Genomic DNA, 21,424 nt, shown 5'->3' with positions numbered 1-21,424 from the left:
CGGCCCCGACGGGCGTGACCAGCCTCTCCCCGTGGCCCCGATAGACTCGACCCTTGGCATTCAGCGGTCGGGCGAGCAGGTCGGCCACGCCATCACCCACATCGGAACGGGAAGAAATGTCGGCACCGAACAAGTCGTACGACCCTGTCGAGGTCGAGGCACTGAAACCGGAAGAGATCGAGCGCCGGCGCGACGAGGCGCTCGCCGCCATCGCCGAGGCCGCCGACCTCGACGCACTGCGCGAGGTCAAGGTGGCCCACACCGGGGACCGCTCGCCGCTCGCCCTGGCCAACCGTGAGATCGGCGCACTGCCGCCGCACGCCAAGGCGGACGCGGGCAAGCGCGTCGGCCAGGCCCGCGGAGCGGTCAGCCAGGCACTCAAGGCCCGGCAGGAGGTGCTGGAGAGCGAGCGCGACGAGCGCGTGCTGGTCGAGGAGGCGGTGGACGTCACCCTGCCGTACGACCGCGTCCCGCGCGGCGCCCGCCACCCGCTGACCACGCTCTCCGAGCGCATCGAGGACGTCTTCGTGGCCATGGGCTACGAGGTGGCCGAGGGCCCCGAGGTCGAGGCCGAGTGGTTCAACTTCGACGCCCTGAACATCTGGGCGGACCACCCGGCCCGCACCATGCAGGACACGTTCTTCGTCGAGGGCGACAAGCCCGCCGGGACCGGTCCCGAGGAGAGCGGCGTCGTGCTGCGCACGCACACCTCCCCGGTGCAGATCCGCTCCCTGCTCGACCGCGAGCCCCCGGTCTACGTGATCTGCCCCGGCCGGGTCTACCGCTCGGACGAGCTGGACGCCACGCACACCCCGGTGTTCAACCAGGTCGAGCTGCTCGCCGTGGACGAGGGCCTGACCATGGCGGACCTCAAGGGCACCCTGGACCACATGGTCCAGTCCCTGTTCGGCGAGGACATCACCACCCGGCTCCGCCCGAACTACTTCCCCTTCACCGAGCCGTCCGCCGAGATGGACATGGTCTGCTACGTCTGCCGCGGCGAGTCCGTCGGCAACCCGGACCGTCCCTGCCGCACCTGCGGCAGCGAGGGCTGGATCGAGCTCGGCGGCTGCGGCATGGTCAACCCCCGGGTGCTCACCGCCTGCGGCGTCGACCCGGAGAAGTACAGCGGCTTCGCCTTCGGCTTCGGCATCGAGCGCATGCTGATGTTCCGTCACAACGTCGAGGACATGCGAGACATCGTCGAGGGTGACGTGCGCTTCACCCTTCCGTTCGGGATGGAGATCTGATGCGGGTCCCGCTTTCTTGGCTGCGGGAGTACGTCGACCTGCCGACCGGCGAGTCCGGCCGCGACGTCCAGGCCAAGCTCATTTCCGCCGGTCTCGAGGTCGAGACCGTCGAGCAGCTCGGCGCCGGCCTCAAGGGCCCGCTGGTGGTCGGCAAGGTGCTCACCATCGAGGAGCTGAGCGGCTTCAAGAAGCCGATCCGCTTCTGCACCGTCGACGTCGGCACCGCCAACGGCACCGGTGAGCCGCAGGAGATCGTCTGCGGCGCGAGCAACTTCGCCGTCGGCGACAAGGTCGTCGTCATCCTCCCCGGCGGCGTGCTGCCCGGGAACTTCGAGATCTCCGCGCGCAAGACCTACGGGCGCAACTCGCACGGCATGATCTGCTCCGCCCGCGAACTCGGCATGGGCGACGACCACGACGGCATCATCGTCCTGCCGCCGGAGCACGAGGCCGGCACCGACGCGATCGAGCTGCTGGAGCTCGTCGACGAGGTGCTGGACATCGCGGTCACCCCCGACCGCGGCTACTGCCTGTCGCTGCGCGGCGTCGCCCGCGAGGCCGCCATCGCCTACGGTCTGCCGCTGCGCGACCCGGCACTGCTCGACGTGCCCGGCCCGAACTCCTACGGCTACGAGGTGAAGGTCTCCGACCCGGCCGGCTGCGACCGCTTCACCGCGCGCACCGTCACCGGCCTGGACCCGGAGGCCGGCTCGCCGATCTGGCTGCAGCGCAGGCTGCAGAAGGCCGGCATGCGCCCGATCTCACTCGCCGTGGACGTCACCAACTACGTGATGCTGGAGCTGGGTCAGCCCCTGCACGCCTACGACCGGACCCGCATCGAGGGCGTCATCGGCGTCCGCCGGGCGCAGCCGGGCGAGAAGCTGACCACGCTCGACGGCCAGGTCCGCGTCCTCGACCCCGAGGACCTGGTGATCACCGACAACCGGGGGCCGATCGGCCTGGCCGGTGTCATGGGCGGCGCCAACACCGAGATCGACGACGCCGGCGCCTCGACGACCGACGTCGTCATCGAGGCCGCGCACTTCGACCCCGTCGCCATCGCCCGCACCGCGCGCCGCCACAAGCTGTCCTCCGAGGCGTCCAAGCGCTTCGAGCGCGGTGTCGACCCGCAGGCGGCGGCCGCCGCCGCCCAGCGCACCGTCGACCTGCTGGTGCTGCTCGCGGGCGGTACCGCCGAGGCGGGCGTCACCGAGGTCATCGCGCCCTCCGCGCCGCACACCATCACCATCCCCGCCGACCACCCGGACAAGGTGGCGGGCATGGCGTACGGCCGCGAGACCGTGGTGCGCCGCCTCCAGCAGGTCGGCTGCGACGTCTACGGCGCCGACGAGCTGATCGTCACCGTGCCGTCGTGGCGGCCCGACCTGCGCGACCCCAACGACCTCGCCGAGGAGGTCATCCGGCTGGAGGGCTACGAGAACCTGCCCTCCACCCTGCCGAACCTGCCCTCCGGCCGCGGTCTGACCGAGTCGCAGAAGCTGCGCCGCCGGGTCGGCCGTGCGCTCGCCGGGGCCGGCTACACCGAGGTGCAGAACTACCCGTTCCTCGGCGAGGCCGTCTTCGACCAGCTCGGCCTCGACGCGGACGACCCGCGCCGCATCACCGTCAAGCTGGCCAACCCGCTGTCGGACGAGGAGCCGGCGCTCCGCACGACCATGCTCCCCGGTCTGCTCCACGCCCTGCGCCGCAACGTGGGGCGCGGCGCGCACGACCTCGCGCTCTTCGAGACCGGCCTGGTCTTCCGCCCCAGCGGCGAGGAGCCCGCGCCGCCGCGGCTGCCGGTCGACCGGCGCCCGACCGACGCCGAGATCGCCGCGCTCGACGCCGCCCTCCCGCGGCAGCCGAGGCGCGTCGCGGTGGTCCTGGCCGGTGCCCGCGAGCAGGCCGGCTGGTGGGGCCAGGGCCGTCCCACGCAGTGGGCCGACGCCATCGAGGCCGGGCGGGTCGTCGCCGCCGAGGCCGGGGTCCAGCTGATCGTCCGCCAGGACCAGCAGGCACCCTTCCACCCGGGCCGCTGCGCCGCGCTCCTCGCGGTCGTCGACGGCGAGGAGGTGCTGGTCGGCAACGCCGGAGAGCTGCACCCCCGCGTGATCAAGGCACTCCACCTGCCGGAGCGGACCTCCGCCATGGAGGTCGACCTCGACCGTCTGGAGCGCGCCTCCGGCGGCCCCGTCGTCGCGCCCCGGGTGTCCACCTTCCCGGTGGCCACCCAGGACGTCGCCCTGGTGGTGGACGGCTCCGTCCCGGCCGCCGAGGTGGAGGGCGCCCTGCGCTCGGGCGCCGGCGAACTGCTCGAATCGCTGCGGCTGTTCGACATCTTCACCGGTGAGCAGATCGGCGCGGGCAAGAAGTCGCTGGCCTACAGCCTGCGCTTCCGCGCCCCGGACCGCACGCTCACCGCGGAGGAGGCCTCCGCCGCCCGTGACGCGGCCGTCGCCGCCGCGGCGGAACGCACGGGAGCGGCCCTGCGCGGCGCCTGACACCCGCGACGTCGCGTTCCAGTGGGGCGTTCCCGGTCCGCCGGGGGCGCCCCACCGGCGTTCCCGCCGGTCACGTAGCCCGATCGGGTGAAATGACTCCCCTGGGTACCCGGTTCGTCGCACCGAGTCGCCACAATCGTTCGGAACCAGGGCCCACTCGACGCGGGGGCTGTGTCGTCGCCGGCCGCGTCAACGGCTTCAGGGGGAGCCCCGAGGCATGATCCGACCCAGGGCGGTGAGCCGCCGGAGCGGCAGCAGGGCACGGGGGCTGGCGATCCTGTCGCTTCCCGGTCTGTGGGTGGCCGCGGTGCTGGGCCTGGTGTACGCGGTGCCCGGCGGAGTCCAGTGGGCGCCCGCCGCGGTCGCGGCCCCGGTGATCGCCTGCGCCGGCACCGGACGCCGCCGCTGCGTCCTGGTCAGCGGCGGGCTCGCCGTGGCGGCCGTCGCGGTGCCGGACACCGGACAACGGCTGGGTACCGAGGTCGCCGTCCTCGCCGTCCTGGCCGTCTGCTTCCGGCTCGCCGACCGCAGGGCCCGGCTCGCCGCCGAACTCGAGCGCACCCGGGAGATCGCCGCCGCCGCCCAGCAGGTGCTGCTGCCCCCGCTGCCGCGATGCGTGGGCGGCCTCGCGGTGGCCGGCGACCACCTCTCGGCCAGCCGCGGCGCCCGCGTCGGCGGCGACCTGTACGAGGTGCTCGCCACGCCCTACGGGGTGCGCGCGGTCATCGGCGACGTACGCGGCCACGGCCTCGAGGCCGTCGCAACCGTCGCTGCGCTGCTCGGCAGCTTCCGCGAGGCCGCCCACGACGAGCCGGAACTCGGGGGCGTACTCCACCGCCTGGACCGCGCGCTCCACCGGCACCTGCGGGGGCGTGCGCACGCCGCCGAGGAGTTCGTGACGCTGATGCTGCTCGAACTGGACGAGGACTGCGGCGTCCAGGTCATCAACTGCGGCCATCCGCAGCCGTACCGGCTCTGCCCCGGCCACCCCGGGCAGCCGGGCGCCCGCCCGCTGGAGACCGGCGAACCGTTCCCGCCGCTCGGCCTGTTCGAGCCCGGTCCCGACCCGAAGGCGGTCCCCTGCGGGGAACTCCAGCCCGGCCAGGCGCTCTTCCTGCACACCGACGGCGTGATGGACGCCCGGGACGCCGCCGGGGAGTTCTTCCCCCTGCTGCCGGTCCTGGAAGAGGCCGCCCAGGCGGCCGCCCACGACGGCGCGTTGTCCGCACCGGACCTGGTCGACGCGGTGCGGGCGTCGTTCCTGCGGCACACGCGGGGCCGGCTCACCGACGACATGGCGCTGCTCGTGCTCCACCGGGACGCCCCACGGGTGCCCGTGCAGGCGGGTGCGCAGGCAGGTTCCGCCCGTACCGCAACCGGGGTTCCCGGAGTGCCGCGCCCTTGATCCCGCCCAATCCTTGGTAAACCTGGGTCGATCCGCGAGCAAAACGCCCATTGCCCGCATACCGGCCAGAACGAGGAGAGGGGCAGGCATGGCGACCCCCACCGTCAACGGAGCCGATCTGTCCACGCCCACGGGAGAACTGATCGCCGTGGTCGGGCCGCCCGGGCCGCAGCGGTCCGCGCTGCAGCTCGCCCTCAACAACGCACCCTGGAGCCGGGGTCCCTCCGTCACGACGACCGTCATCAGCCGCGGCGCGTGGAGCGAGCTTCGGCGGGTGGCGGCGGCGGGGATCACGGTCGTCGCGGCGTGCGACAGCGTGGTGGCGGTGGATGCGGGGGCGCACCGGGTGGTGCTGCTGCCCGATCCCGATGGCGTCGCGTGACGTTGTGCGTTGCCCTGTGCGGCCGGTTGTTGTGTGCGGGTTGTTTGCGCCTGCGGGCGGCTGCGCCGGGCTGCCCGGGGGGTGCCCCCTGCGCCCGGTGGTTGTGTGCGGGTTGTTTGCGCCTGCGGCGGGCTGTCTCCCGCCCTCCCGCCCGTTTGCCCGGCGCGGTCAGTGACCGCCTCGCACCGTGTGCCTGGGTCGGTGCCGCGCCGGCGCACGTCCTCAACGCTCGCGGTTTACCCCCACATCATTCCGCGCCGCACTTAACCGCTCGTCTTTTCCGGGCGCACCCCGCCACACCCCCTCCGGCCGTGTGGGCGCATGACGGCCGGAGGGGGGTAGAGGGAGGGCGCCCCTCCCCGCACCGCTGGGACTGCCCCCAGCAGGGGCGTCCTCCGACTGGAGGCCGAGACAGGGTGCGCGCACCGGTGGCACGGCCAACCCGGCGCCCCCTCGCCCTTCCGTCGTGTCGGCGCATGACGGCCGGAGGGTGGTGAGGAGCGGTCCGGGTGGCCGCATGCGCCTTACTGAACGCCCGCGGCCGTCAGGCCTCCATGGGGAACGGAGCAGATCGGACCGGCCGGGTTATCGGAGCACGGATCGCACTGCCAAGCGGCCCGTTGTCGTGCGCGCGTTCCCGCCCTCCCTCAGTCTTCAGCCGACGGCCGCCTCAATCGCTGCGGGATGGCGTCCCGCCAAGTGATGTAGCCGATCATGCTGGCGGAATCCGCAGGTAGCGTCCCGAATCGTGCTCGCCGGAGGCCGTGTTGAGGCTCCCCGAGCCGGGACCAGCGGTGATCGCACGACGCCGCGCATGGGCACGTGCCGGACGGCGCCGAAGCGGGGGCGACGGACTACACCACGACGGGGGACACGACCCGCTGTGGCCGGTGTGGTTCCAAGACTGAACCTGGTTACGGGTCGGCCGCTCGCCGGAGGTCGGAGTGCGTCCCCAACCCGCCACTTGTCGTGCTCCGCGACAAGTCGGCCTCTGTTGCCTTGACGCAGGCAAACCCTGCGAGCGCCGGTGGGCGAGTTGCGCCAGCAGTCCCGTAGGACGTGCCCCCGGCCACCTGGGCGCGCACCCTTGTCTCGGCCTGCGGCCGGGGGACACCCTGCTGGGGGCAGCTTCCAGCGGTGTGGGGAGGGGTGCACCCCCTCACCACCCTCCGGCCGTTGGTCGCCGAACCGACCGAGGGGGCGGGGTCGTAGGGGTGGGCGTTCTGGACGCTGACGTGTATTTGTTGTGCGGCATCCGGGGCAGCAAGGGCGGGTGCCCGTCATGCACATAAATATGCGGTACAGAATGCCCACCCCGGAGGCCCCGTCCCCGGCCCACCACGCACGCGCGCAGGCCCGCACCAATCGCGCCGGGCAATCGGGAGGGCGGGCGGGCGAACCGCCCGCCGCAGGCGCAAACGACCCGCACACGACAACCGGCCGCAACAACCGACCCCCGCACCACCCCCCCCCGCGGACACGCCGACGTGACTGTGGTCATTGACAAGGGAGTTGAGCAAACGTTGTCATGAGCATATGCCGTCCCTGATCGGGCGTCGGGAGATCCTCGACCATGCCCGGACACAGCTGACCGCCGGTCCGGGCGTACTGCTCCACGGAGCGGCCGGGATCGGCAAGTCCGCCCTGCTCGCGGTGCTGACCGGCGAGGCCCCGCCGGAAGGCTTCGTGCTGCGGGCCGTGCCCGTCGAGGAGGACGCCAAGCTGCCCTTCGTGGCGTTGATGGACCTCTTCGCCCGGGTGCCCGAGGAGTACGTCGACGGGCTGAGCGCGGGCCCCCGGGCCGCCCTGCGGGCGGCGTTGCTGCGGGGGCGCGAGCCGGTGGCGACGCCGAGCCGGCTGGCCGTGCGCGACGCGGCCGTGGAACTGCTGCGTGCGCTCGCGGCGGCCGGCCCCGTGCTGATCGTCGTCGACGACCTCCAGTGGCTCGACACGCCGAGCGCGGAGGTCCTCTCGCTCGCGCTGCGCCGGCTCCCCGCGGGCGAGGACGTGCGGTTCCTGGCCGCCGAACGCGTCGTGGAGGGCGAGGAGCCGCTCGGGATGAGGTGCTGCCCGCCGGGGACCACGGCGCTGCTCGTGCCGCCGCTGTCCGACGGCGACGTGGCCGAGCTGCTGCTGGACGACACCGGGGCGGAGCTGCCGGAACCCGCCGTGCGCGCCGTCCAGGACACGGCCGCGGGCAATCCGCTGTACGCCCTCGAGCTCGGGCGGGTCCTGCTGCGGGACGGCATGCCCTTCGAGGCGGGGGACGCGCTGTCCGTACCGCCGCGGCTGCGCGACCTGTTGCTGGACCGGGTGCGGTTGCTGCCCGCCTCCGCCCGGCAGACGCTGCTCGTCGCGAGTGCCGCGGCCCGCCCCACGCTGCCGCTGCTCGGCGCCGCGGGCATCCCGGACCCGGAGGGCGACCTGGCCACCGCGGAGACCCTGGGGGTCGCCGCGGCCGACGCCGAGGGAACGATTCGCTTCCAGCACCCGCTGATCCGCGCCGCGGTCTACGCCGACGCCCCGGAGCACGGCCGGCGCACCGCGCACAAACTGCTGTCCCGTGTGGTGCCCGAGCCCGTGGAGCAGGCCCGGCACCTGGCCCTGGCCCACCCGCACGCCGACGAGACCACCGCGGCCACGCTGACGGCGGCCGCCGAATCCGCGCGCCGCCGCGGCGCCCCCGCCACCGCCGCAGAACTGGCCGCCCTGGCCGCCCGCCGTACCCCCGAGGACCGCCCCGCGGAGCGCGCCGACCGGCTGCTGGCCGCCGCAGAGTACGCCAGCGACGCCGGGCTGCGGGGCGACGCCGGCCGGGCCGCGGAGACCGTGCTCGCCGAGGCCGCCTCCGCACGGCAGCGCGTACTGGCCCGGCTGATCATGCTCGGCAACGCCGGGCAGGCGCTGGGCGCCACGGGCCGTCTCATCGCGGACGGACTGGTGGAGGCCGAAGGGCATCCGGAGCTCGAGGCCCGGCTGCACCAGTGGGCCGCCCTGCGGCACCTCATCGGCGGACGGCCCGCGCAGGCCTCCGCCCATGCCCGCCGCGCCGCCGACATGGCGGTTCAGGCGGACGCCGTCGACACCCGCGTGGCCGCCCTGGCGCTGCTCGCCCGGCTGCACGCGCTGCACGGAGAGGCGGAGTCCGCCGAGGCCGCGCTCGGTGAGGCGTTCGGCCTCCCCGTGCCTCCCGACGGGCCCGGCGCCCGCGAACTGGTGCGCACCCGCGCGATCCTGGCCGCCGACGCCGACCGCATCACCGAGGCGGAGCACGAGATGTCCGGCCTCCTCGGCAGGACCGGCGAGTACGCCTCCGTCGAGGAGACCGCCGCGACGCTGGTGGCGCTGATCCGCATACAGGTGCGGTCCGGACGGTGCCGCGAGGCCCTGGACAACGTCGCCCGCTGCGCCGTGCTCCCCGTCCGGACCGGCAACGACTCACCGCCCGTGCTGTACGCCGCCGCGCTCGCCGAGACCGCCGGGGGACGCCTGGAGCGCGCCCTGGAGCTCACCGACCGCACGATCAGGGCCTGCATGACCGACGGGGACCAACTCTTCCTGCTGCGGGCGCTGGGCGTCCGCGGCCGGGCCCAACTGCTCGCCGGGGGACGGGAGAACACCGCGGCGGCCGTCGAGACCCTGCGGCAGGTGCGCAGGATGGGGGAGACGATGGGCATCGCCGACCCGGTGATGCTGCGCTGGTACGGGGACCTCGCCGAGGCGACCGTCATCCTCGGCGACACGGACTCCGCCGCCGAGATCCTGCGCGCGGCCCGGCGCCGCGCCGGGGCACGGCCGTCCGTCAGCGTGCAGTCCGCCCTGGACCGCGCCGAGGGGCTGCGCGACTGTGTGCTGGGCCGTTCCAAGCGGGGGGTCATCCGCATCCAGGCCGCCGCGGACCGGCTGCGCGGCCGTTCGCTCCCCATCGACCTCGCCCGCACGCTGATCGTGCTGGGTGCCGCCGAGCGCCGTCCGCGGCGGGCGCCGGCGGCCCGCGGCGCCCTGGCCGAGGCCCTGGAGATCAGCTCCGCCGTCGGCGCCGCCCCGGTCGAGGCCCGGGCCAGGGCGGAACTGGCCCGGCTCGACGCGCGGCGGGAGACGACGGCGCGGACGCCGAACTACACGTAGTCGTAGAAGCCGTGGCCGCTCTTGCGGCCCAGCCGGCCCGCGTCGACCATGCGCTGGAGCAGCGGGGGAGCCGCGTACAGCGGCTCCTTGAACTCGTCGTACATCGACTCGGCGACCGAGGCCACGGTGTCCAGCCCGATCAGGTCGGAGAGCTTGAGCGGGCCCATCGGGTGGGCGCAGCCCATCTCCATGCCGTTGTCGATGTCCTCGCGGCTGGCGATGCCGGTCTCGAACATCCGGATCGACGACAGCAGATACGGGATGAGCAGCGCGTTGACCACGAAGCCCGCGCGGTCCTGGGCCCGGATCGGGTGCTTGCCCAGCACGTCGGTGACGAGCTTCTCGGCACGCACCAGCGTCTGGCCGTCCGTGGTGAGGGCGGGGATCAGCTCGACGAGCTTCTGCACCGGCGCCGGGTTGAAGAAGTGGATGCCGATCACCTGCTCCGGGCGGGAGGTCGCCACGGCGAGCTTCACCAGCGGGATGGAGGAGGTGTTCGAGGCCAGGATCGCGTCCCGGCGGGTGACCACCTGGTCGAGCACCTGGAAGATCTCGGTCTTTACCTGCTCGTTCTCGACGACGGCCTCGATGACGAGGTCGCGGTCGGCGAAGTCGCCCAGGTCGGTGGTGAAGGTGAGGCGCTCCAGCGTCGCGTCGCGCTCCTCCGCGGTGATCTTGCCGCGCTCCGCCGCCTTGTGGAGCGAGTTCGTCAGCCGGGTACGGCCCAGTTCCAGGGCCTCGCCGGTGGTCTCCGCCACCCGGACGTCCAGTCCGGCCCGGGCGCACACCTCGGCGATACCCGCGCCCATCTGGCCACAGCCCACCACACCGACAAAACGGATGTCGTCGTTCAACGCCCAGCCTCTCCCTGATCGCGAGATGGAGACCCGGACCGTCGTGAGGTCCGGACCAGCCCGCTCGACATTACACCCGGCCGGCGTACCGGTCCGGGTCCCCGCAGGGGCCGTTCCGCCCGGCCCCGGAGCCCCGGTGACCGGGCCCGACGGCGCGCGGCGGCACTCCTGCGCCGGAGGTGACGAGGGCGCCGCACGGGACGGACGGGGCCCCGGGGGAACGCCGGACCCGTCCGGCTCCCGGTAGGTTGCCGGTCGGACCGATTCGGCCCAGTATCAGCGAAATATGAATATGACGGGGAATCAGGGGACAGTCATGCGCCGACTCTCACGCAGGACCTTCGCTGCGGGCGCCGCCGGGGCGCTCGGCGCCGTCCTCGCCGGGGGTGAGGCCGCGAGGGCGGTGGACGGTGCGGGCAGTGCGGCCGGGGCCGCGCCCGCGGGGGCGGCGGCACCGTCCGGGGCGGTGGACGGCCCCGGCGCGCGGGGGCAGTTCCGCGGCATGTGGCTGGCGACGGTCGCCAACCGCGACTGGCCCTCCGCGCCAGGGCTGTCGGCCCGTCAGCAGCACGACGAACTCCTCGGCTACCTCGATGTGGCCGTCGAGCGGCGCCTCAACGCGGTCGTCATGCAGGTCCGGCCGACCGCCGACGCGCTGTGGCCGTCCCCCTACGAGCCCTGGTCGGCGTATCTGACCGGTGTCCAGGGGCGGGACCCGGGCTGGGACCCGCTCGGCACGGCCGTGGCGGAGGCCCACGCGCGGGGGCTGGAACTGCACGCCTGGTTCAACCCGTTCCGCGTCGCCACCCACAACGACCCGGGACGGCTCTCCCCGGACCACCCGGCCCGCGTCAATCCCGACTGGACCGTCGCGTACGGCGGCAAGCTCTACTACAACCCCGGGCTTCCCCAGGTCCGCGGCTTCGTCCAGGACGCCATGCTCGACGCCGTCCGCCGCTACCCCGTCGACGGGGTGCACTGGGACGACTACTTCTACCCCTATCCGGTCGCCGGTCGGTCCTTCGCCGACGACGACGCCTTCGCCCGGTACGGGGAGGGATTCGAGGACCTCGCCTCCTGGCGGCGCGACAACATCGACCTGCTCGTCAGTGAGACCGCCGCGCGCATCCGGGCGATGCGCCCCGGGACCCGCTTCGGCGTGAGCCCCTTCGCGGTCTGGCGCAACGGGGTCACGGACCCGCGCGGCTCCGCCACCCGCGGCGGGGTCCAGACGTACGACGACCTCTACGCCGACACACGCGGCTGGGTCCTCAAGGGCTGGATCGACTACATCGTGCCGCAGGTGTACTGGAACATCGGCTTCGACGTCGCCGACTACGCCGCGCTCGTGCCCTGGTGGGCCGACGTCGTCGACGGCACGGGCGTCCAGCTCTACATCGGCGAGGCGCTGTACCGCGCGGGCGCCGCGGGCGAGGCGGCTGCCTGGCAGGACCCGGCCGAACTCTCCCGCCACCTCGACCTCGCCCGCAACCACCCGCAGGTGCTCGGCAACGTCTTCTTCTCCGCCAAGGAGGTCGCGGCCGACCCCATCGGCGCGATGTCCCGGGTCGTCGCCGACCACTACCCGACGCGTGTCCGCACACCCCGCACCGGTCCGGGGGCGTAGGCGCGCACCATCGGGGCCGCGGCCGCGTGGTCCGCGGCCGCGGTCCGGCACGATGCCGTGCGGACGGCTCAGTGGGCGGGGGTCGCGCCCCGCCCGTGCTCCACCGTCGAGTCCGGTCCGGGGGACAGGATGCACTCGTGCCCGTCGTCGTACCGGACGCGGTACGGCGGCTCGCCGCCCTGCCCCATGACCTCGACGATCTCGGCCACCTTGTCGTGCTGGCCGACGACCCGCCCGTGCTGCCTGACCCGGTCACCCTTGTTCGCGTGCATCGGTAGACCTCCTGTGAACTCGGCGGTCCGCAGCCTTGCCCCTCCAGTCTAGGTTCGGGCGTCCGCTCCGCACCCCCGGGAAGGGGTCCGGGTCTCAGTCCGGCCGCAGCCCGAGTTCCGCGAGCATGCGCGGGTCCGGGGTGCGCCGGTAGCCCGCCCACAGCGGGCCGCCGCAGGTGTGCAGCACCGCGTCCACCGCGGCGGCGAACGGCTCGCGCGGGCCGCCGCGGACGAGGTCGCGGTAACCGCCCAGCAGGAGCCCCGCGAGTTCGGGGTCGGCCTCGCGCAGCCGTCGAGGCAGCCACTTGCCGCCACCGCGCCAGTGGCCGCGGGCGGCGAGCAGGAGCTCTGCCGCGCCCTCCAGCAGGGCGGCGGCCACGGCGAGGAGTTCCTCCTCGTCGCGCGCGCCGAGCAGGTCGTCGCGCAGGTCGGTGACGGAGTAGCGCCGGTGGTCGCGCGCCGCGTCCGTGACCGCGGGCGGTCCGGCGGCGAGGATCCGCTCCGCGGTGTCGCGCAGCCGCGCGGCGGTCCCGTCGCGGTCGAGCAGGACGACGCCCCGCGCGCACATGAACGCCATCGTGCCGCTGCCGCGGTCCCGGTCCCAGCCCATGAAGGCCCGCGCCGACTCGGGGGTGTGCACGAAGAGCTCGACCGGCCAGGAGCCCCAGGTCAGCGATTCCGCGTGGCACCCGGCGGGCGGGTCGAGGACGACGACCACGTCCAGGTCGGACGTCGCCGTCCCCTCCCCGCGGGCGGTGGACCCGCCCAGGAAGCCGGCGAGGGCGTCGGGGAAGCGTTCGGCGAGAAGGGCGCGGGCCGCGCCGAGTGGATCTTCCATGCGCGGACCCTATGCCCTTCGCCGCGGCTTCAGAACGGGTAGTGCGCCTGCTGGGTGGCCAGGGTGACCCAGCGGGTGTTGGAGAACGCCTCCAGGCCCCAGCGACCGCCGAAGCGGCCGTAGCCGGACGCCTTGAAGCCGCCGAAGGGCGCCTGCGGTTCGTCGGCCACCGACTGGTCGTTGACGTGCACGATGCCGGTGCGCAGCCGGCGGGCCACGGCGAGCCCGTGGGTGCCGTTCTCGGTGATGACGCCCGCGGTCAGGCCGTGGTCGGTGTCGTTGGCCAGGGCCACCGCCTCGTCGTCGTCGGCGAAGGGCGCCACGGTCACGACGGGACCGAAGGCCTCGCCGTAGTAGATCTCCGCGTCCTTGGGCACGCCCTGCAGCACGGTGGCCGGGTGCACCGCGCCGTCCGGCTCGCCGCCCCCGGCCAGCACGGTGGCGCCCTTGGCGACCGCGTCCCGCACGAGCGCGGCGACGCGCTGTGCGGAGGCCCCGCTCACCAGCGGCCCGATCACGGTGTGCGGGTGCGAGGGGTCGCCCGAGGGCAGCGTGCCGACCTTGGCGGCGAACTTGGCCGTGAACTCCTCGGCGAGGCTCTCGTGGACGAGGATCCGGTCACCGGACATGCAGATCTGCCCGGAGTTGAGGAAGACGCCGAAGACGGCGGCGTCGACGGCGTAGTCCACGTCCGCGTCGTCCAGCACGAGGATGGCGTTCTTGCCGCCGAGCTCCAGCACGGCCGGCTTGAGGTGGCGTGCGGCGTGGGTGCCGATGATCCGCCCGACCTCCGTCGACCCGGTGAAGTTGACCATGCGGACCCTCGGGTCGGCGATCAGCGCCTCCGCGACCTCGGCGGCGTCCTCACGGGCGTTGGTCACCACGTTCAGCACGCCGTCCGGCAGCCCGGCCTCGCGCAGCACGTCCGCGACGAACAGGCCGCAGGCCACCGGGGCGTCCTCGCTGGGCTTCACCACGACGGTGTTCCCGGCCGCCAGCGGCGCGGCGACCGCGCGGACGCCGAGGATGATCGGGGCGTTCCACGGCGCGAAGGCGCCCACGACGCCGACCGGTTCGCGCACCGCCATGCCGAGGACGCCCTCCTCCTGCGCGCTCAGCACCTCGCCGCGCGGCGCGGTGACGGCAGCGGCCACCTCGCGCAGGATGTTGGCGGCCAGCCCGACGTTGAAGTACGCCCAGGGGCGGGTCCCGCCGGCCTCGAGCGCCATGATCTCCGCGGCCTGCTCCGTGCGGGCCTCCAGCAGGTCGGCCGCGGTCAGGAAGATCCTGCGCCGCGCGAACGGGCTGAGCGCCGCCCACTGCGGGAACGTGGCCTCGGCGGCGTCCACCGCCCGGGTGACGTCCTCGACGCCCCCGGCGGCGACGGTCGCGTACACCTCGCCGGTGAAGGGGCTGACGTCCTCGGCCGTGCGTCCGGAGACGGCCGGGACGTCCTTGCCGCCGATCAGCAGTTCGCGGGAGATGGTCATGGCAGCCCCTGTTCTGGCGCGCGAACATCCTCGTTCGCACAGTGAACTATCGTTCATTGACCGTTCGGGCACTGAGTCTGCGACGCGCCCTCCGCGCTGTCAACGGACCGGGACGGGCTTTGTGGACGGGGCGGGAGGGTGCCGTGCCGGGCGGCCGGGCGGCCGGCACGGCAGCGGGGCGTGAACCGGAGCCGCCGCCGCCGGGTCGACGGCGGTTCCGGGCGCTGTCGCGGATCCCGCGGTTTCGGGAACGAGGGCGGAGAGCCGTCCGGAGTGGACATGGGGCGGACGACACCCCCCCCGCGGTATGCACCGCCCGGCAGCCCGTCAGGGTCGCCGCGGGGCGGCTCACCCGCCGCCCTGGAGCGGGGCCCTGCCACGCCGACGGGCGAACCGGGCGGCCGGCTCGCCGGCCCTGAGTCCGCTCCCACCTCTTGGGGCGCGTGCTGTCCAGGGGGCCCGGTGTGGGCGCCGTGGCCACCTCCCGGATCCGGGGCGGCCGGGCCGAAGGGCGGTGTGCTGTCTCCCCGCCGGTCGCATCGACGCCCGCGACGAGGCTGAGGGCTCGCGGCTTGCGGGAGGCGGCGCAAAAGACGACGCCGGCCGCCGTGAGGGGGCCGGCGTCGTCGCGGGGGTGTCAGGCGTCGGCGCGGCGGGCGCGCTCGGCGTCGCGCTCCTTGAGGCGCGCGGTCTCCTTGCGGACCTCGGCCTGGGTGGCGCGCTCCTTCTGCAGCCACTCGGGCTCGTCCTGCTTCAGTGCCTCGATCTGCTCCGTGGTGAGCGCCTCGGTGACTCCGCCGCGGGCGAGGCCGGAGATGGAGACGCCGAGCTTCGAGGCCACGACCGGGCGCGGGTGCGGACCGTCGCGGCGGAGCTGCCGGAGCCACTCGGGCGGGTCGGCCTGGAGCGCGTTGAGCTCGTCGCGCGACACGACGCCCTCCCGGAACTCGGCGGGGGTGGCCTCGAGGTACACACCCAGCTTCTTCGCCGCGGTGGCGGGCTTCATGGTCTGGGCGGAATGGTGCGACGTCATGCCCCCAGGATATCGATCGCGGGCGCGGCCCCCGACCGGTGCCGGGGTAGCCTGGCCGGATGACCGGCTCGGATGCTCCCCCCTCGTTCCGCCTCGCCTATGTCCCGGGTGTGATCCCCGCCAAGTGGGTGCGGATCTGGCAGGAGCGGTTGCCGGACATCCCGCTGGAGCTCGTCATGGCCACGGCCGCCGACGCCCCCGGGATGCTCCGCGCCCTGGACGCCGACGCGGGCTTCGTACGGCTGCCGATCGACCGCGCGGACCTCAGCGCCATCCCCCTCTACACGGAGACCACGGTCGTCGTCGTCCCGAAGGACCACTTGATGGCGGCCGCCGAGGAGGTGTCGGTCGGCGACCTCGCCGACGACGTGGTCTTCCACCCCCTCGACGACACCCTGGACTGGGAGGAGTTCCCCGGGCGGCCGGCGATCGAGCGCCCGGCCACGACCGCGGACGCCATCGAGCTCGTCGCGGCGGGCGTGGGCCTGCTGGTCGTCCCCCAGTCGCTGGCGCGCCTGCACCACCGCAAGGACCTCACCTACCGCGCGGTCGTCGACGCCCCGCAGTCGCGGGTGGCCCTGTCGTGGCGCGAGGACACCACGACGGACCGGGTCGAGGACTTCATCGGCATCGTGCGCGGCCGCACCGTCAACAGCACCCGGGGCCGTACCCAGCCCCAGGCGCAGCCGAAGAAGCAGCGCTCGGACGAGGGGACGGCGCGGCGCAAGCCCGCCGCCGCCAAATCCTCCGGCCGCGGGTCCGCGAAGACGCCCCGCCCCACCGCGAAGCGCGGCAAGCCCCGCCGGCGTTCGTAGCCGGCCGGGGCGGGCCCCCGCAGGGGAGTCGGTCCGCCTCCATGCGAGCGTGCGCGGGGCAGGGCAGCCCATCGCGCTGCGGGCGCCGCCGCCGCGGAGCCGAAACCGTCCACGGCGCCGGTCGGGCCCGGCCGCCCGTGCAGAGTTCGCCCGGTGTTCTCCGGGCGGCGCGCGCCCGCCACCGGGTGGAGGGGTGCGCGCCAACCGGGGCCCCGAGACTCGCCGCGCCCCCGTCGTGGCGGACCCGAAAAGCTTTGCATAAAAGTTCCGAGCCCCGTATAGTCATGCCATCGACGAGGAGGGTCCATGGCATTCCGGGCAGCGGTGGCGGGAGCGAGCGGGTACGCGGGCGGGGAGATCCTGCGCCTGCTGCTGAACCACCCCGAGATCGAGATCGGCGCGCTCACCGGGAACACCAACGCCGGGCAGCGCCTCGGCGGCCTGCAGCCGCACCTTCTGCCGCTGGCGGACCGCGTCCTGGAGGCCACGAGCGCGCAGGTGCTGGCCGGGCACGACGTCGTCTTCCTCGCGCTGCCGCACGGGCAGTCGGCCACCGTCGCCGAACAGCTCGGGGACACCGCGCTCGTCGTCGACTGCGGTGCCGACTTCCGACTGGAGGACGCCGCGGACTGGGAGCGGTTCTACGGCTCCCCGCACGCCGGCACCTGGCCGTACGGCCTTCCCGAGCTGCCGGGTGCCCGCGCCGCGCTGGAGGGGTCCAAGCGCATCGCGGTGCCGGGTTGCTACCCCACCGCGGTCTCGCTCGCGCTCTTCCCCGCGTACGCGGCGGGCCTGGTGGAGCCCGAGGCCGTCGTCGTCGCCGCGTCCGGCACCTCCGGCGCGGGCAAGGCGGCCAAACCGCACCTGCTGGGCAGCGAGGTCATGGGCAGCATGACCCCGTACGGCGTCGGCGGCACCCACCGGCACACCCCCGAGATGATCCAGAACCTGTCGGCCGTGGCCGGGGAGCGGGTCTCCGTCTCGTTCACCCCGACGCTGGCGCCGATGCCCCGCGGCATCCTCGCCACCTGCAGCGCCAAGGCCAGGCCCGGCACCACCGCCGAGGCCGTACGGGCCGCCTACGAGAAGGCGCTGGCCGACGAGCCGTTCGCGCACCTGCTGCCGGAGGGGCAGTGGCCCGCCACCGCCTCCGTGTACGGCTCGAACGCCGCGCTGATCCAGGTGGCATACGACGAGGCCGCCGGCCGGGTCGTCGTCGTCAGCGCCATCGACAACCTCACCAAGGGGACCGCCGGCGGCGCCGTGCAGAGCATGAACATCGCGCTCGGCCTGCCCGAGGGGCTGGGACTGAGCACCGCGGGGGTCGCGCCATGACCCCCCGCCCCGCCGCCCGCGCCCGCCGCGCGGTGGCCGAACTGCTCACCCGGGCCGCGCCCTGCGACGCGGGCGCCGACGCGTACGGCCCGGCCGCGGTGACCGGGCCGCACACCGACATCACGGCGAAGGCCGCGCCCCTGCGGTGCGTCGGCCCAGAAGCGGACAAGGAGACGACACAGTGAGCGTCACGGCAGCACAAGGGTTCACGGCGGCGGGCATCGCCGCCGGGATCAAGGAGAACGGCAACCCGGACCTCGCCCTCGTGGTGAACGAGGGTCCGCGGCTCGCCGCGGCCGGCGTCTTCACCTCCAACCGCGTCAAGGCCGCCCCCGTCCTGTGGTCGGAGCAGGTCCTGAGGGGCGGCCGGGTCTCCGCCGTCGTCCTCAACTCCGGTGGCGCCAACGCCTGTACGGGCCCCGCGGGCTTCCAGGACACCCACGCCACCGCCGAGGCGGTCGCCGGCGCCCTCGGGCAGAGCGCGGGGGAGGTCGCCGTCTGCTCCACCGGGCTGATCGGCGTCCGGCTGCCGATGGACAAGCTGCTGCCGGGCGTCGCCAAGGCGGCGGCAGAGCTCTCCGCCCACGGCGGCGAGAAGGCCGCCATCGCGATCAAGACCACCGACACCGTCCACAAGACCGCCGTGCACGAGGGCGAGGGCTGGACCGTCGGCGGGATGGCCAAGGGCGCCGGCATGCTCGCCCCGGGCCTGGCCACCATGCTGGTCGTCCTGACCACCGACGCCGACCTGGACTCCGCCGCCCTCGACGAGGCACTGCGCGCCGCCACCCGCACCACCTTCGACCGGGCCGACTCCGACGGCTGCATGTCGACCAACGACACGGTGCTGCTGCTCGCCTCCGGCGCGTCGGGCGTCACCCCCGCCGCGGAGTCCTTCACCGCCGCCGTCGAGGAGGTCTGCGCCGACCTCGCCCGGCAGCTGATCCGGGACGCCGAGGGCGCCTCCAAGGACATCAAGATCGAGGTGATCAACGCCGCGACCGAGGACGACGCCGTCGAGGTGGGCCGCTCCATCGCCCGCAACAACCTCCTCAAGTGCGCGATCCACGGCGAGGACCCCAACTGGGGCCGGGTGCTCTCGGCGATCGGCACCACCTCCGCGGCCTTCGAGCCGGACCGTCTCAACGTGGCGATCAACGGCGTGTGGGTGTGCAAGTCCGGCTCCGTCGGCGAGGACCGCGAACTGGTCGACATGCGCTACCGCGAGGTCCACATCACCGCCGACCTCGCCGCGGGCACCGAGACCGCCACCATCTGGACGAACGACCTCACCGCCGAGTACGTCCACGAGAACAGCGCCTACAGCTCATGAGCGCCCGCAAGCACACCGCCCTGCCGAAGGCGCAGATCCTGATCGAGGCGCTGCCCTGGCTCACCCGGCACCACGGCAAGACCGTCGTCGTGAAGTTCGGCGGCAACGCCATGGTCGACGAGGAGCTGAAGGCGGCCTTCGCCCAGGACGTCGTCTTCCTGCGGCACGCCGGCCTCAAGCCGGTCGTCGTGCACGGCGGCGGCCCGCAGATCAGCGCGCAGCTCGACAAGCACGGCCTGGTCAGCGAGTTCAAGGCGGGGCTGCGGGTCACCACCCCGGAGGCCATGGACGTCGTCCGCATGGTGCTCGCCGGGCAGGTGCAGCGCGAGCTGGTCAACCTGCTCAACCAGCACGGCCCGCTCGCCGTCGGCCTGACCGGCGAGGACGCCCACACCATCAGCGCGACCCGGCACCGCCCGGTGATCGATGGCGAGGCCGTCGACATCGGCAGGGTCGGGCAGATCACCGAGATCGACACCGGAGCCATCCGGGCCCTGCTGGACGACGGGCGCATCCCGGTCGTCTCCTCCATCGCCCGCAGCGCCGACACCGCCGACGGGACAGGGGTCTACAACGTCAACGCCGACACCGCCGCCGCGGCGCTCGCGGCCGCGCTCGGTGCCGAGACGCTGATGGTCCTCACCGACGTCGAGGGCCTGTACGAGGACTGGCCGCGCAGCGACGAGGTCATCAGCCGGCTCACGGCGAGCGAGCTGGAGAAGCTGCTGCCCGAGCTGTCCAGCGGCATGGTGCCCAAGATGGAGGGGTGCCTGTACGCGGTGCGCAACGGGGTCCACACCGCCCGGGTCATCGACGGCCGGGTCCAGCACTCGATCCTGCTGGAGATCTTCACCGACGAGGGAATCGGCACGATGGTGGTGCCCGACCCCGTCGACGCGGCGGGCGGCGACACATCGGAGAACGAAGGGGGACGGGCATGACCGGGACCGGCGGCCAGGGGAACGAGGCGCTCACACGGCGCTGGCAGGGCTCCCTGATGGACAACTACGGCACCCCGCGGCTGCCCCTGGTCCGCGGCGAGGGCGCGCGGTACTGGGACGCCGACGGCAAGGAGTACCTGGACTTCCTCGGCGGCATCGCCGTCAACGCCCTCGGCACCGCCCACCCCGCGGTCGTCCGCGCCGTCTCGGAGCAGATCGCGACCCTCGGCCACGTCTCCAACTTCTTCATCGCCGAGCCCACGGTCGCCCTCGCCGAGCGGCTGCTCCAGCTGTCCGGCCGCCCCGGCCGGGTGCTGTTCTGCAACTCCGGCGCCGAGGCCAACGAAGCCGCCTTCAAGATCGGCCGGCTGACGGGCCGTACGCACATGGTGGCCACCGACGGCGGCTTCCACGGCCGCACCATGGGCGCGCTCGCGCTCACCGGGCAGCCCAAGAAGCAGGAGTCCTTCCGCCCGCTGCCCGGTGACGTCACCCATGTGCCGTACGGGGACGCCGACGCGTTGCGCGCCGCCGTCACCGAGGAGACCGCGCTGGTGATGCTCGAGCCCGTCCAGGGCGAGAACGGCGTCATCGTGCCGCCCGCCGGATACCTGGCCGCAGCGCGGGAGATCACCCGCGCCACCGGCACCCTGCTCGTCATGGACGAGGTGCAGACCGGCATCGGCCGCACCGGCCACTGGTTCGAGCACCAGGCGCAGGGCGTCGAACCGGACGTCGTCACCCTCGCCAAGGCGCTCGGCGGCGGACTGCCCATCGGCGCCACCCTCGCCTTCGGCCCCGCCGCCGACCTGCTGACCCCCGGTCAGCACGGCACCACCTTCGGCGGCAACCCGGTGGCCTGCGCCGCGGCGCTCGCCGTCCTGGACACCATCGCCCAGGAGGGCGTGCTGGAGAACGTCAAGCGCCAGGGCGAGAAGCTGCGCCAGGGAGTCGAGGCGCTGGGCCACCCTCTGGTCGATCATGTGCGCGGTGCGGGCCTCCTGCTGGGTATCGTGCTCACCGAGCCGCTCTCCGCGCAGGTGCAGAAGGCGGCTCAGGACGCCGGACTCCTGGTGAACGCCGCCGTACCCGACACGGTGCGGCTCGCCCCGCCGCTGATCCTCGGTGACGCCGAGGTGGACGCGTTCCTGGGGGCGCTGCCGGGCGTCCTCGACGCCGTACACGCCGCAGAGGGACCGCGATCCGGGGAATGAGTCGAC

Annotated in this window: 17 protein-coding genes; 12 read left to right on the top strand and 5 right to left on the bottom strand. The window is 73.9% G+C overall.

The annotated features are described in order from the left end of the window. Positions 1 to 116: 116 nt before the first annotated feature. The 5 genes from pheS (at position 117) to CHF15_RS40255 (ending at position 9,666) form a co-directional block, all read left to right on the top strand. On the top strand, positions 117 to 1,250 hold the full coding sequence (gene pheS / locus CHF15_RS40275; protein ID WP_089228910.1) for a phenylalanine--tRNA ligase subunit alpha: 1,134 nt from the start codon (positions 117 to 119) through the stop codon (positions 1,248 to 1,250). Continuing rightward, positions 1,250 to 3,751, top strand: coding sequence for a phenylalanine--tRNA ligase subunit beta (gene pheT / locus CHF15_RS40270; protein WP_089228909.1), 2,502 nt, complete (start codon positions 1,250 to 1,252; stop codon positions 3,749 to 3,751). Before pheS ends, pheT begins: the two co-directional genes overlap by 1 nt. Before the next feature lie 217 nt (positions 3,752 to 3,968). Further along, entirely contained in the window at positions 3,969 to 5,156 is a 1,188-nt protein-coding gene (locus CHF15_RS40265; RefSeq protein WP_089228908.1) for a PP2C family protein-serine/threonine phosphatase, read from the top strand. Between the two features lie 88 nt (positions 5,157 to 5,244). Continuing rightward, positions 5,245 to 5,538 (top strand): hypothetical protein, encoded by a 294-nt coding sequence (locus tag CHF15_RS40260; RefSeq protein ID WP_089228907.1) that lies wholly within the window; start codon positions 5,245 to 5,247, stop codon positions 5,536 to 5,538. A gap of 1,536 nt (positions 5,539 to 7,074) precedes the next feature. After that, entirely contained in the window at positions 7,075 to 9,666 is a 2,592-nt protein-coding gene (locus CHF15_RS40255; protein ID WP_089228906.1) for an AAA family ATPase, read from the top strand. Here the strand turns inward: CHF15_RS40255 and CHF15_RS40250 are convergent. Beyond that, positions 9,657 to 10,520: a 3-hydroxybutyryl-CoA dehydrogenase gene (locus CHF15_RS40250; RefSeq protein WP_089228905.1), complete on the bottom strand. Its 864-nt coding sequence runs from the start codon at positions 10,518 to 10,520 to the stop codon at positions 9,657 to 9,659. The genes CHF15_RS40255 and CHF15_RS40250 overlap by 10 nt on opposite strands. Before the next feature lie 316 nt (positions 10,521 to 10,836). Between CHF15_RS40250 and CHF15_RS40245 the strand changes: the two genes are divergently transcribed. Next, on the top strand, positions 10,837 to 12,147 hold the full coding sequence (locus tag CHF15_RS40245; protein ID WP_410169689.1) for a glycoside hydrolase family 10 protein: 1,311 nt from the start codon (positions 10,837 to 10,839) through the stop codon (positions 12,145 to 12,147). Between the two features lie 68 nt (positions 12,148 to 12,215). On the opposite strand, the gene CHF15_RS40240 is transcribed toward CHF15_RS40245, so the two are convergent. The 4 genes from CHF15_RS40240 to CHF15_RS40220 form a co-directional block, all read right to left on the bottom strand. Further along, positions 12,216 to 12,419, bottom strand: coding sequence for a DUF1918 domain-containing protein (locus tag CHF15_RS40240; RefSeq protein WP_089228903.1), 204 nt, complete (start codon positions 12,417 to 12,419; stop codon positions 12,216 to 12,218). 94 nt (positions 12,420 to 12,513) lie between these two features. Further along, positions 12,514 to 13,257: a nucleotidyltransferase domain-containing protein gene (locus tag CHF15_RS40235; protein ID WP_089228902.1), complete on the bottom strand. Its 744-nt coding sequence runs from the start codon at positions 13,255 to 13,257 to the stop codon at positions 12,514 to 12,516. Between the two features lie 29 nt (positions 13,258 to 13,286). After that, positions 13,287 to 14,747 carry an aldehyde dehydrogenase family protein gene (locus CHF15_RS40230; protein WP_089228901.1) on the bottom strand — a complete coding sequence of 487 codons (1,461 nt, stop codon included), beginning with the start codon at positions 14,745 to 14,747 and terminating at the stop codon, positions 13,287 to 13,289. A gap of 637 nt (positions 14,748 to 15,384) precedes the next feature. After that, a complete protein-coding gene (locus CHF15_RS40220) occupies positions 15,385 to 15,780 on the bottom strand; it encodes a DUF5997 family protein (protein ID WP_089228899.1) in 396 nt (131 codons plus the stop codon). 59 nt (positions 15,781 to 15,839) lie between these two features. On the opposite strand from CHF15_RS40220, the gene CHF15_RS40215 reads away from it, so the two are divergent. The 6 genes from CHF15_RS40215 to CHF15_RS40190 all read left to right on the top strand — a co-directional run bounded on the left by CHF15_RS40215 (position 15,840) and on the right by CHF15_RS40190 (position 21,418). Then, positions 15,840 to 16,595, top strand: a complete 756-nt coding sequence (locus tag CHF15_RS40215) for a LysR family substrate-binding domain-containing protein (protein WP_089228898.1) — start codon at positions 15,840 to 15,842, stop codon at positions 16,593 to 16,595. Between the two features lie 306 nt (positions 16,596 to 16,901). After that, positions 16,902 to 17,930, top strand: a complete 1,029-nt coding sequence (argC, locus tag CHF15_RS40210; protein WP_089228897.1) for an N-acetyl-gamma-glutamyl-phosphate reductase — start codon at positions 16,902 to 16,904, stop codon at positions 17,928 to 17,930. Beyond that, the gene (locus tag CHF15_RS40205) at positions 17,927 to 18,115 is read left to right on the top strand and encodes a hypothetical protein (RefSeq protein WP_089228896.1); all 189 of its coding nucleotides are present in this window, start codon (positions 17,927 to 17,929) and stop codon (positions 18,113 to 18,115) included. Before argC ends, CHF15_RS40205 begins: the two co-directional genes overlap by 4 nt. Then, positions 18,112 to 19,263, top strand: a complete 1,152-nt coding sequence (gene argJ, locus CHF15_RS40200; protein WP_089228895.1) for a bifunctional glutamate N-acetyltransferase/amino-acid acetyltransferase ArgJ — start codon at positions 18,112 to 18,114, stop codon at positions 19,261 to 19,263. The genes CHF15_RS40205 and argJ overlap by 4 nt, the downstream gene beginning before the upstream one ends. Then, positions 19,260 to 20,204: an acetylglutamate kinase gene (gene argB / locus CHF15_RS40195; protein ID WP_089228894.1), complete on the top strand. Its 945-nt coding sequence runs from the start codon at positions 19,260 to 19,262 to the stop codon at positions 20,202 to 20,204. Before argJ ends, argB begins: the two co-directional genes overlap by 4 nt. Next, positions 20,201 to 21,418, top strand: coding sequence for an acetylornithine transaminase (locus CHF15_RS40190; protein WP_089228893.1), 1,218 nt, complete (start codon positions 20,201 to 20,203; stop codon positions 21,416 to 21,418). Before argB ends, CHF15_RS40190 begins: the two co-directional genes overlap by 4 nt. Positions 21,419 to 21,424 lie beyond the last annotated feature (6 nt).

Origin of the sequence: Actinacidiphila glaucinigra (assembly GCF_900188405.1) — a bacterium.
GTDB classification, from domain to species: Bacteria; Actinomycetota; Actinomycetes; order Streptomycetales; family Streptomycetaceae; genus Actinacidiphila; species Actinacidiphila glaucinigra.
Note: the sequence above shows the minus strand (reverse complement) of the source record. Positions and strands in the feature narration are given on the sequence as shown.

What these genes read in the sequence shown, in the direction of transcription:
- pheS (WP_089228910.1), top strand. Translation starts at nt 117, where the DNA reads ATGTCGGCACCGAACAAGTCGTACGACCCTGTCGAGGTCGAGGCACTG.
- pheT (WP_089228909.1), top strand. Translation starts at nt 1,250, where the DNA reads ATGCGGGTCCCGCTTTCTTGGCTGCGGGAGTACGTCGACCTGCCGACC.
- CHF15_RS40265 (WP_089228908.1), top strand. Translation starts at nt 3,969, where the DNA reads ATGATCCGACCCAGGGCGGTGAGCCGCCGGAGCGGCAGCAGGGCACGG.
- CHF15_RS40260 (WP_089228907.1), top strand. Translation starts at nt 5,245, where the DNA reads ATGGCGACCCCCACCGTCAACGGAGCCGATCTGTCCACGCCCACGGGA.
- CHF15_RS40255 (WP_089228906.1), top strand. Translation starts at nt 7,075, where the DNA reads ATGCCGTCCCTGATCGGGCGTCGGGAGATCCTCGACCATGCCCGGACA.
- CHF15_RS40245 (WP_410169689.1), top strand. Translation starts at nt 10,837, where the DNA reads ATGCGCCGACTCTCACGCAGGACCTTCGCTGCGGGCGCCGCCGGGGCG.
- CHF15_RS40240 (WP_089228903.1), bottom strand. Translation starts at nt 12,419, where the DNA reads ATGCACGCGAACAAGGGTGACCGGGTCAGGCAGCACGGGCGGGTCGTC.
- CHF15_RS40235 (WP_089228902.1), bottom strand. Translation starts at nt 13,257, where the DNA reads ATGGAAGATCCACTCGGCGCGGCCCGCGCCCTTCTCGCCGAACGCTTC.
- CHF15_RS40230 (WP_089228901.1), bottom strand. Translation starts at nt 14,747, where the DNA reads ATGACCATCTCCCGCGAACTGCTGATCGGCGGCAAGGACGTCCCGGCC.
- CHF15_RS40220 (WP_089228899.1), bottom strand. Translation starts at nt 15,780, where the DNA reads ATGACGTCGCACCATTCCGCCCAGACCATGAAGCCCGCCACCGCGGCG.
- CHF15_RS40215 (WP_089228898.1), top strand. Translation starts at nt 15,840, where the DNA reads ATGACCGGCTCGGATGCTCCCCCCTCGTTCCGCCTCGCCTATGTCCCG.
- argC (WP_089228897.1), top strand. Translation starts at nt 16,902, where the DNA reads ATGGCATTCCGGGCAGCGGTGGCGGGAGCGAGCGGGTACGCGGGCGGG.
- CHF15_RS40205 (WP_089228896.1), top strand. Translation starts at nt 17,927, where the DNA reads ATGACCCCCCGCCCCGCCGCCCGCGCCCGCCGCGCGGTGGCCGAACTG.
- argB (WP_089228894.1), top strand. Translation starts at nt 19,260, where the DNA reads ATGAGCGCCCGCAAGCACACCGCCCTGCCGAAGGCGCAGATCCTGATC.
- CHF15_RS40190 (WP_089228893.1), top strand. Translation starts at nt 20,201, where the DNA reads ATGACCGGGACCGGCGGCCAGGGGAACGAGGCGCTCACACGGCGCTGG.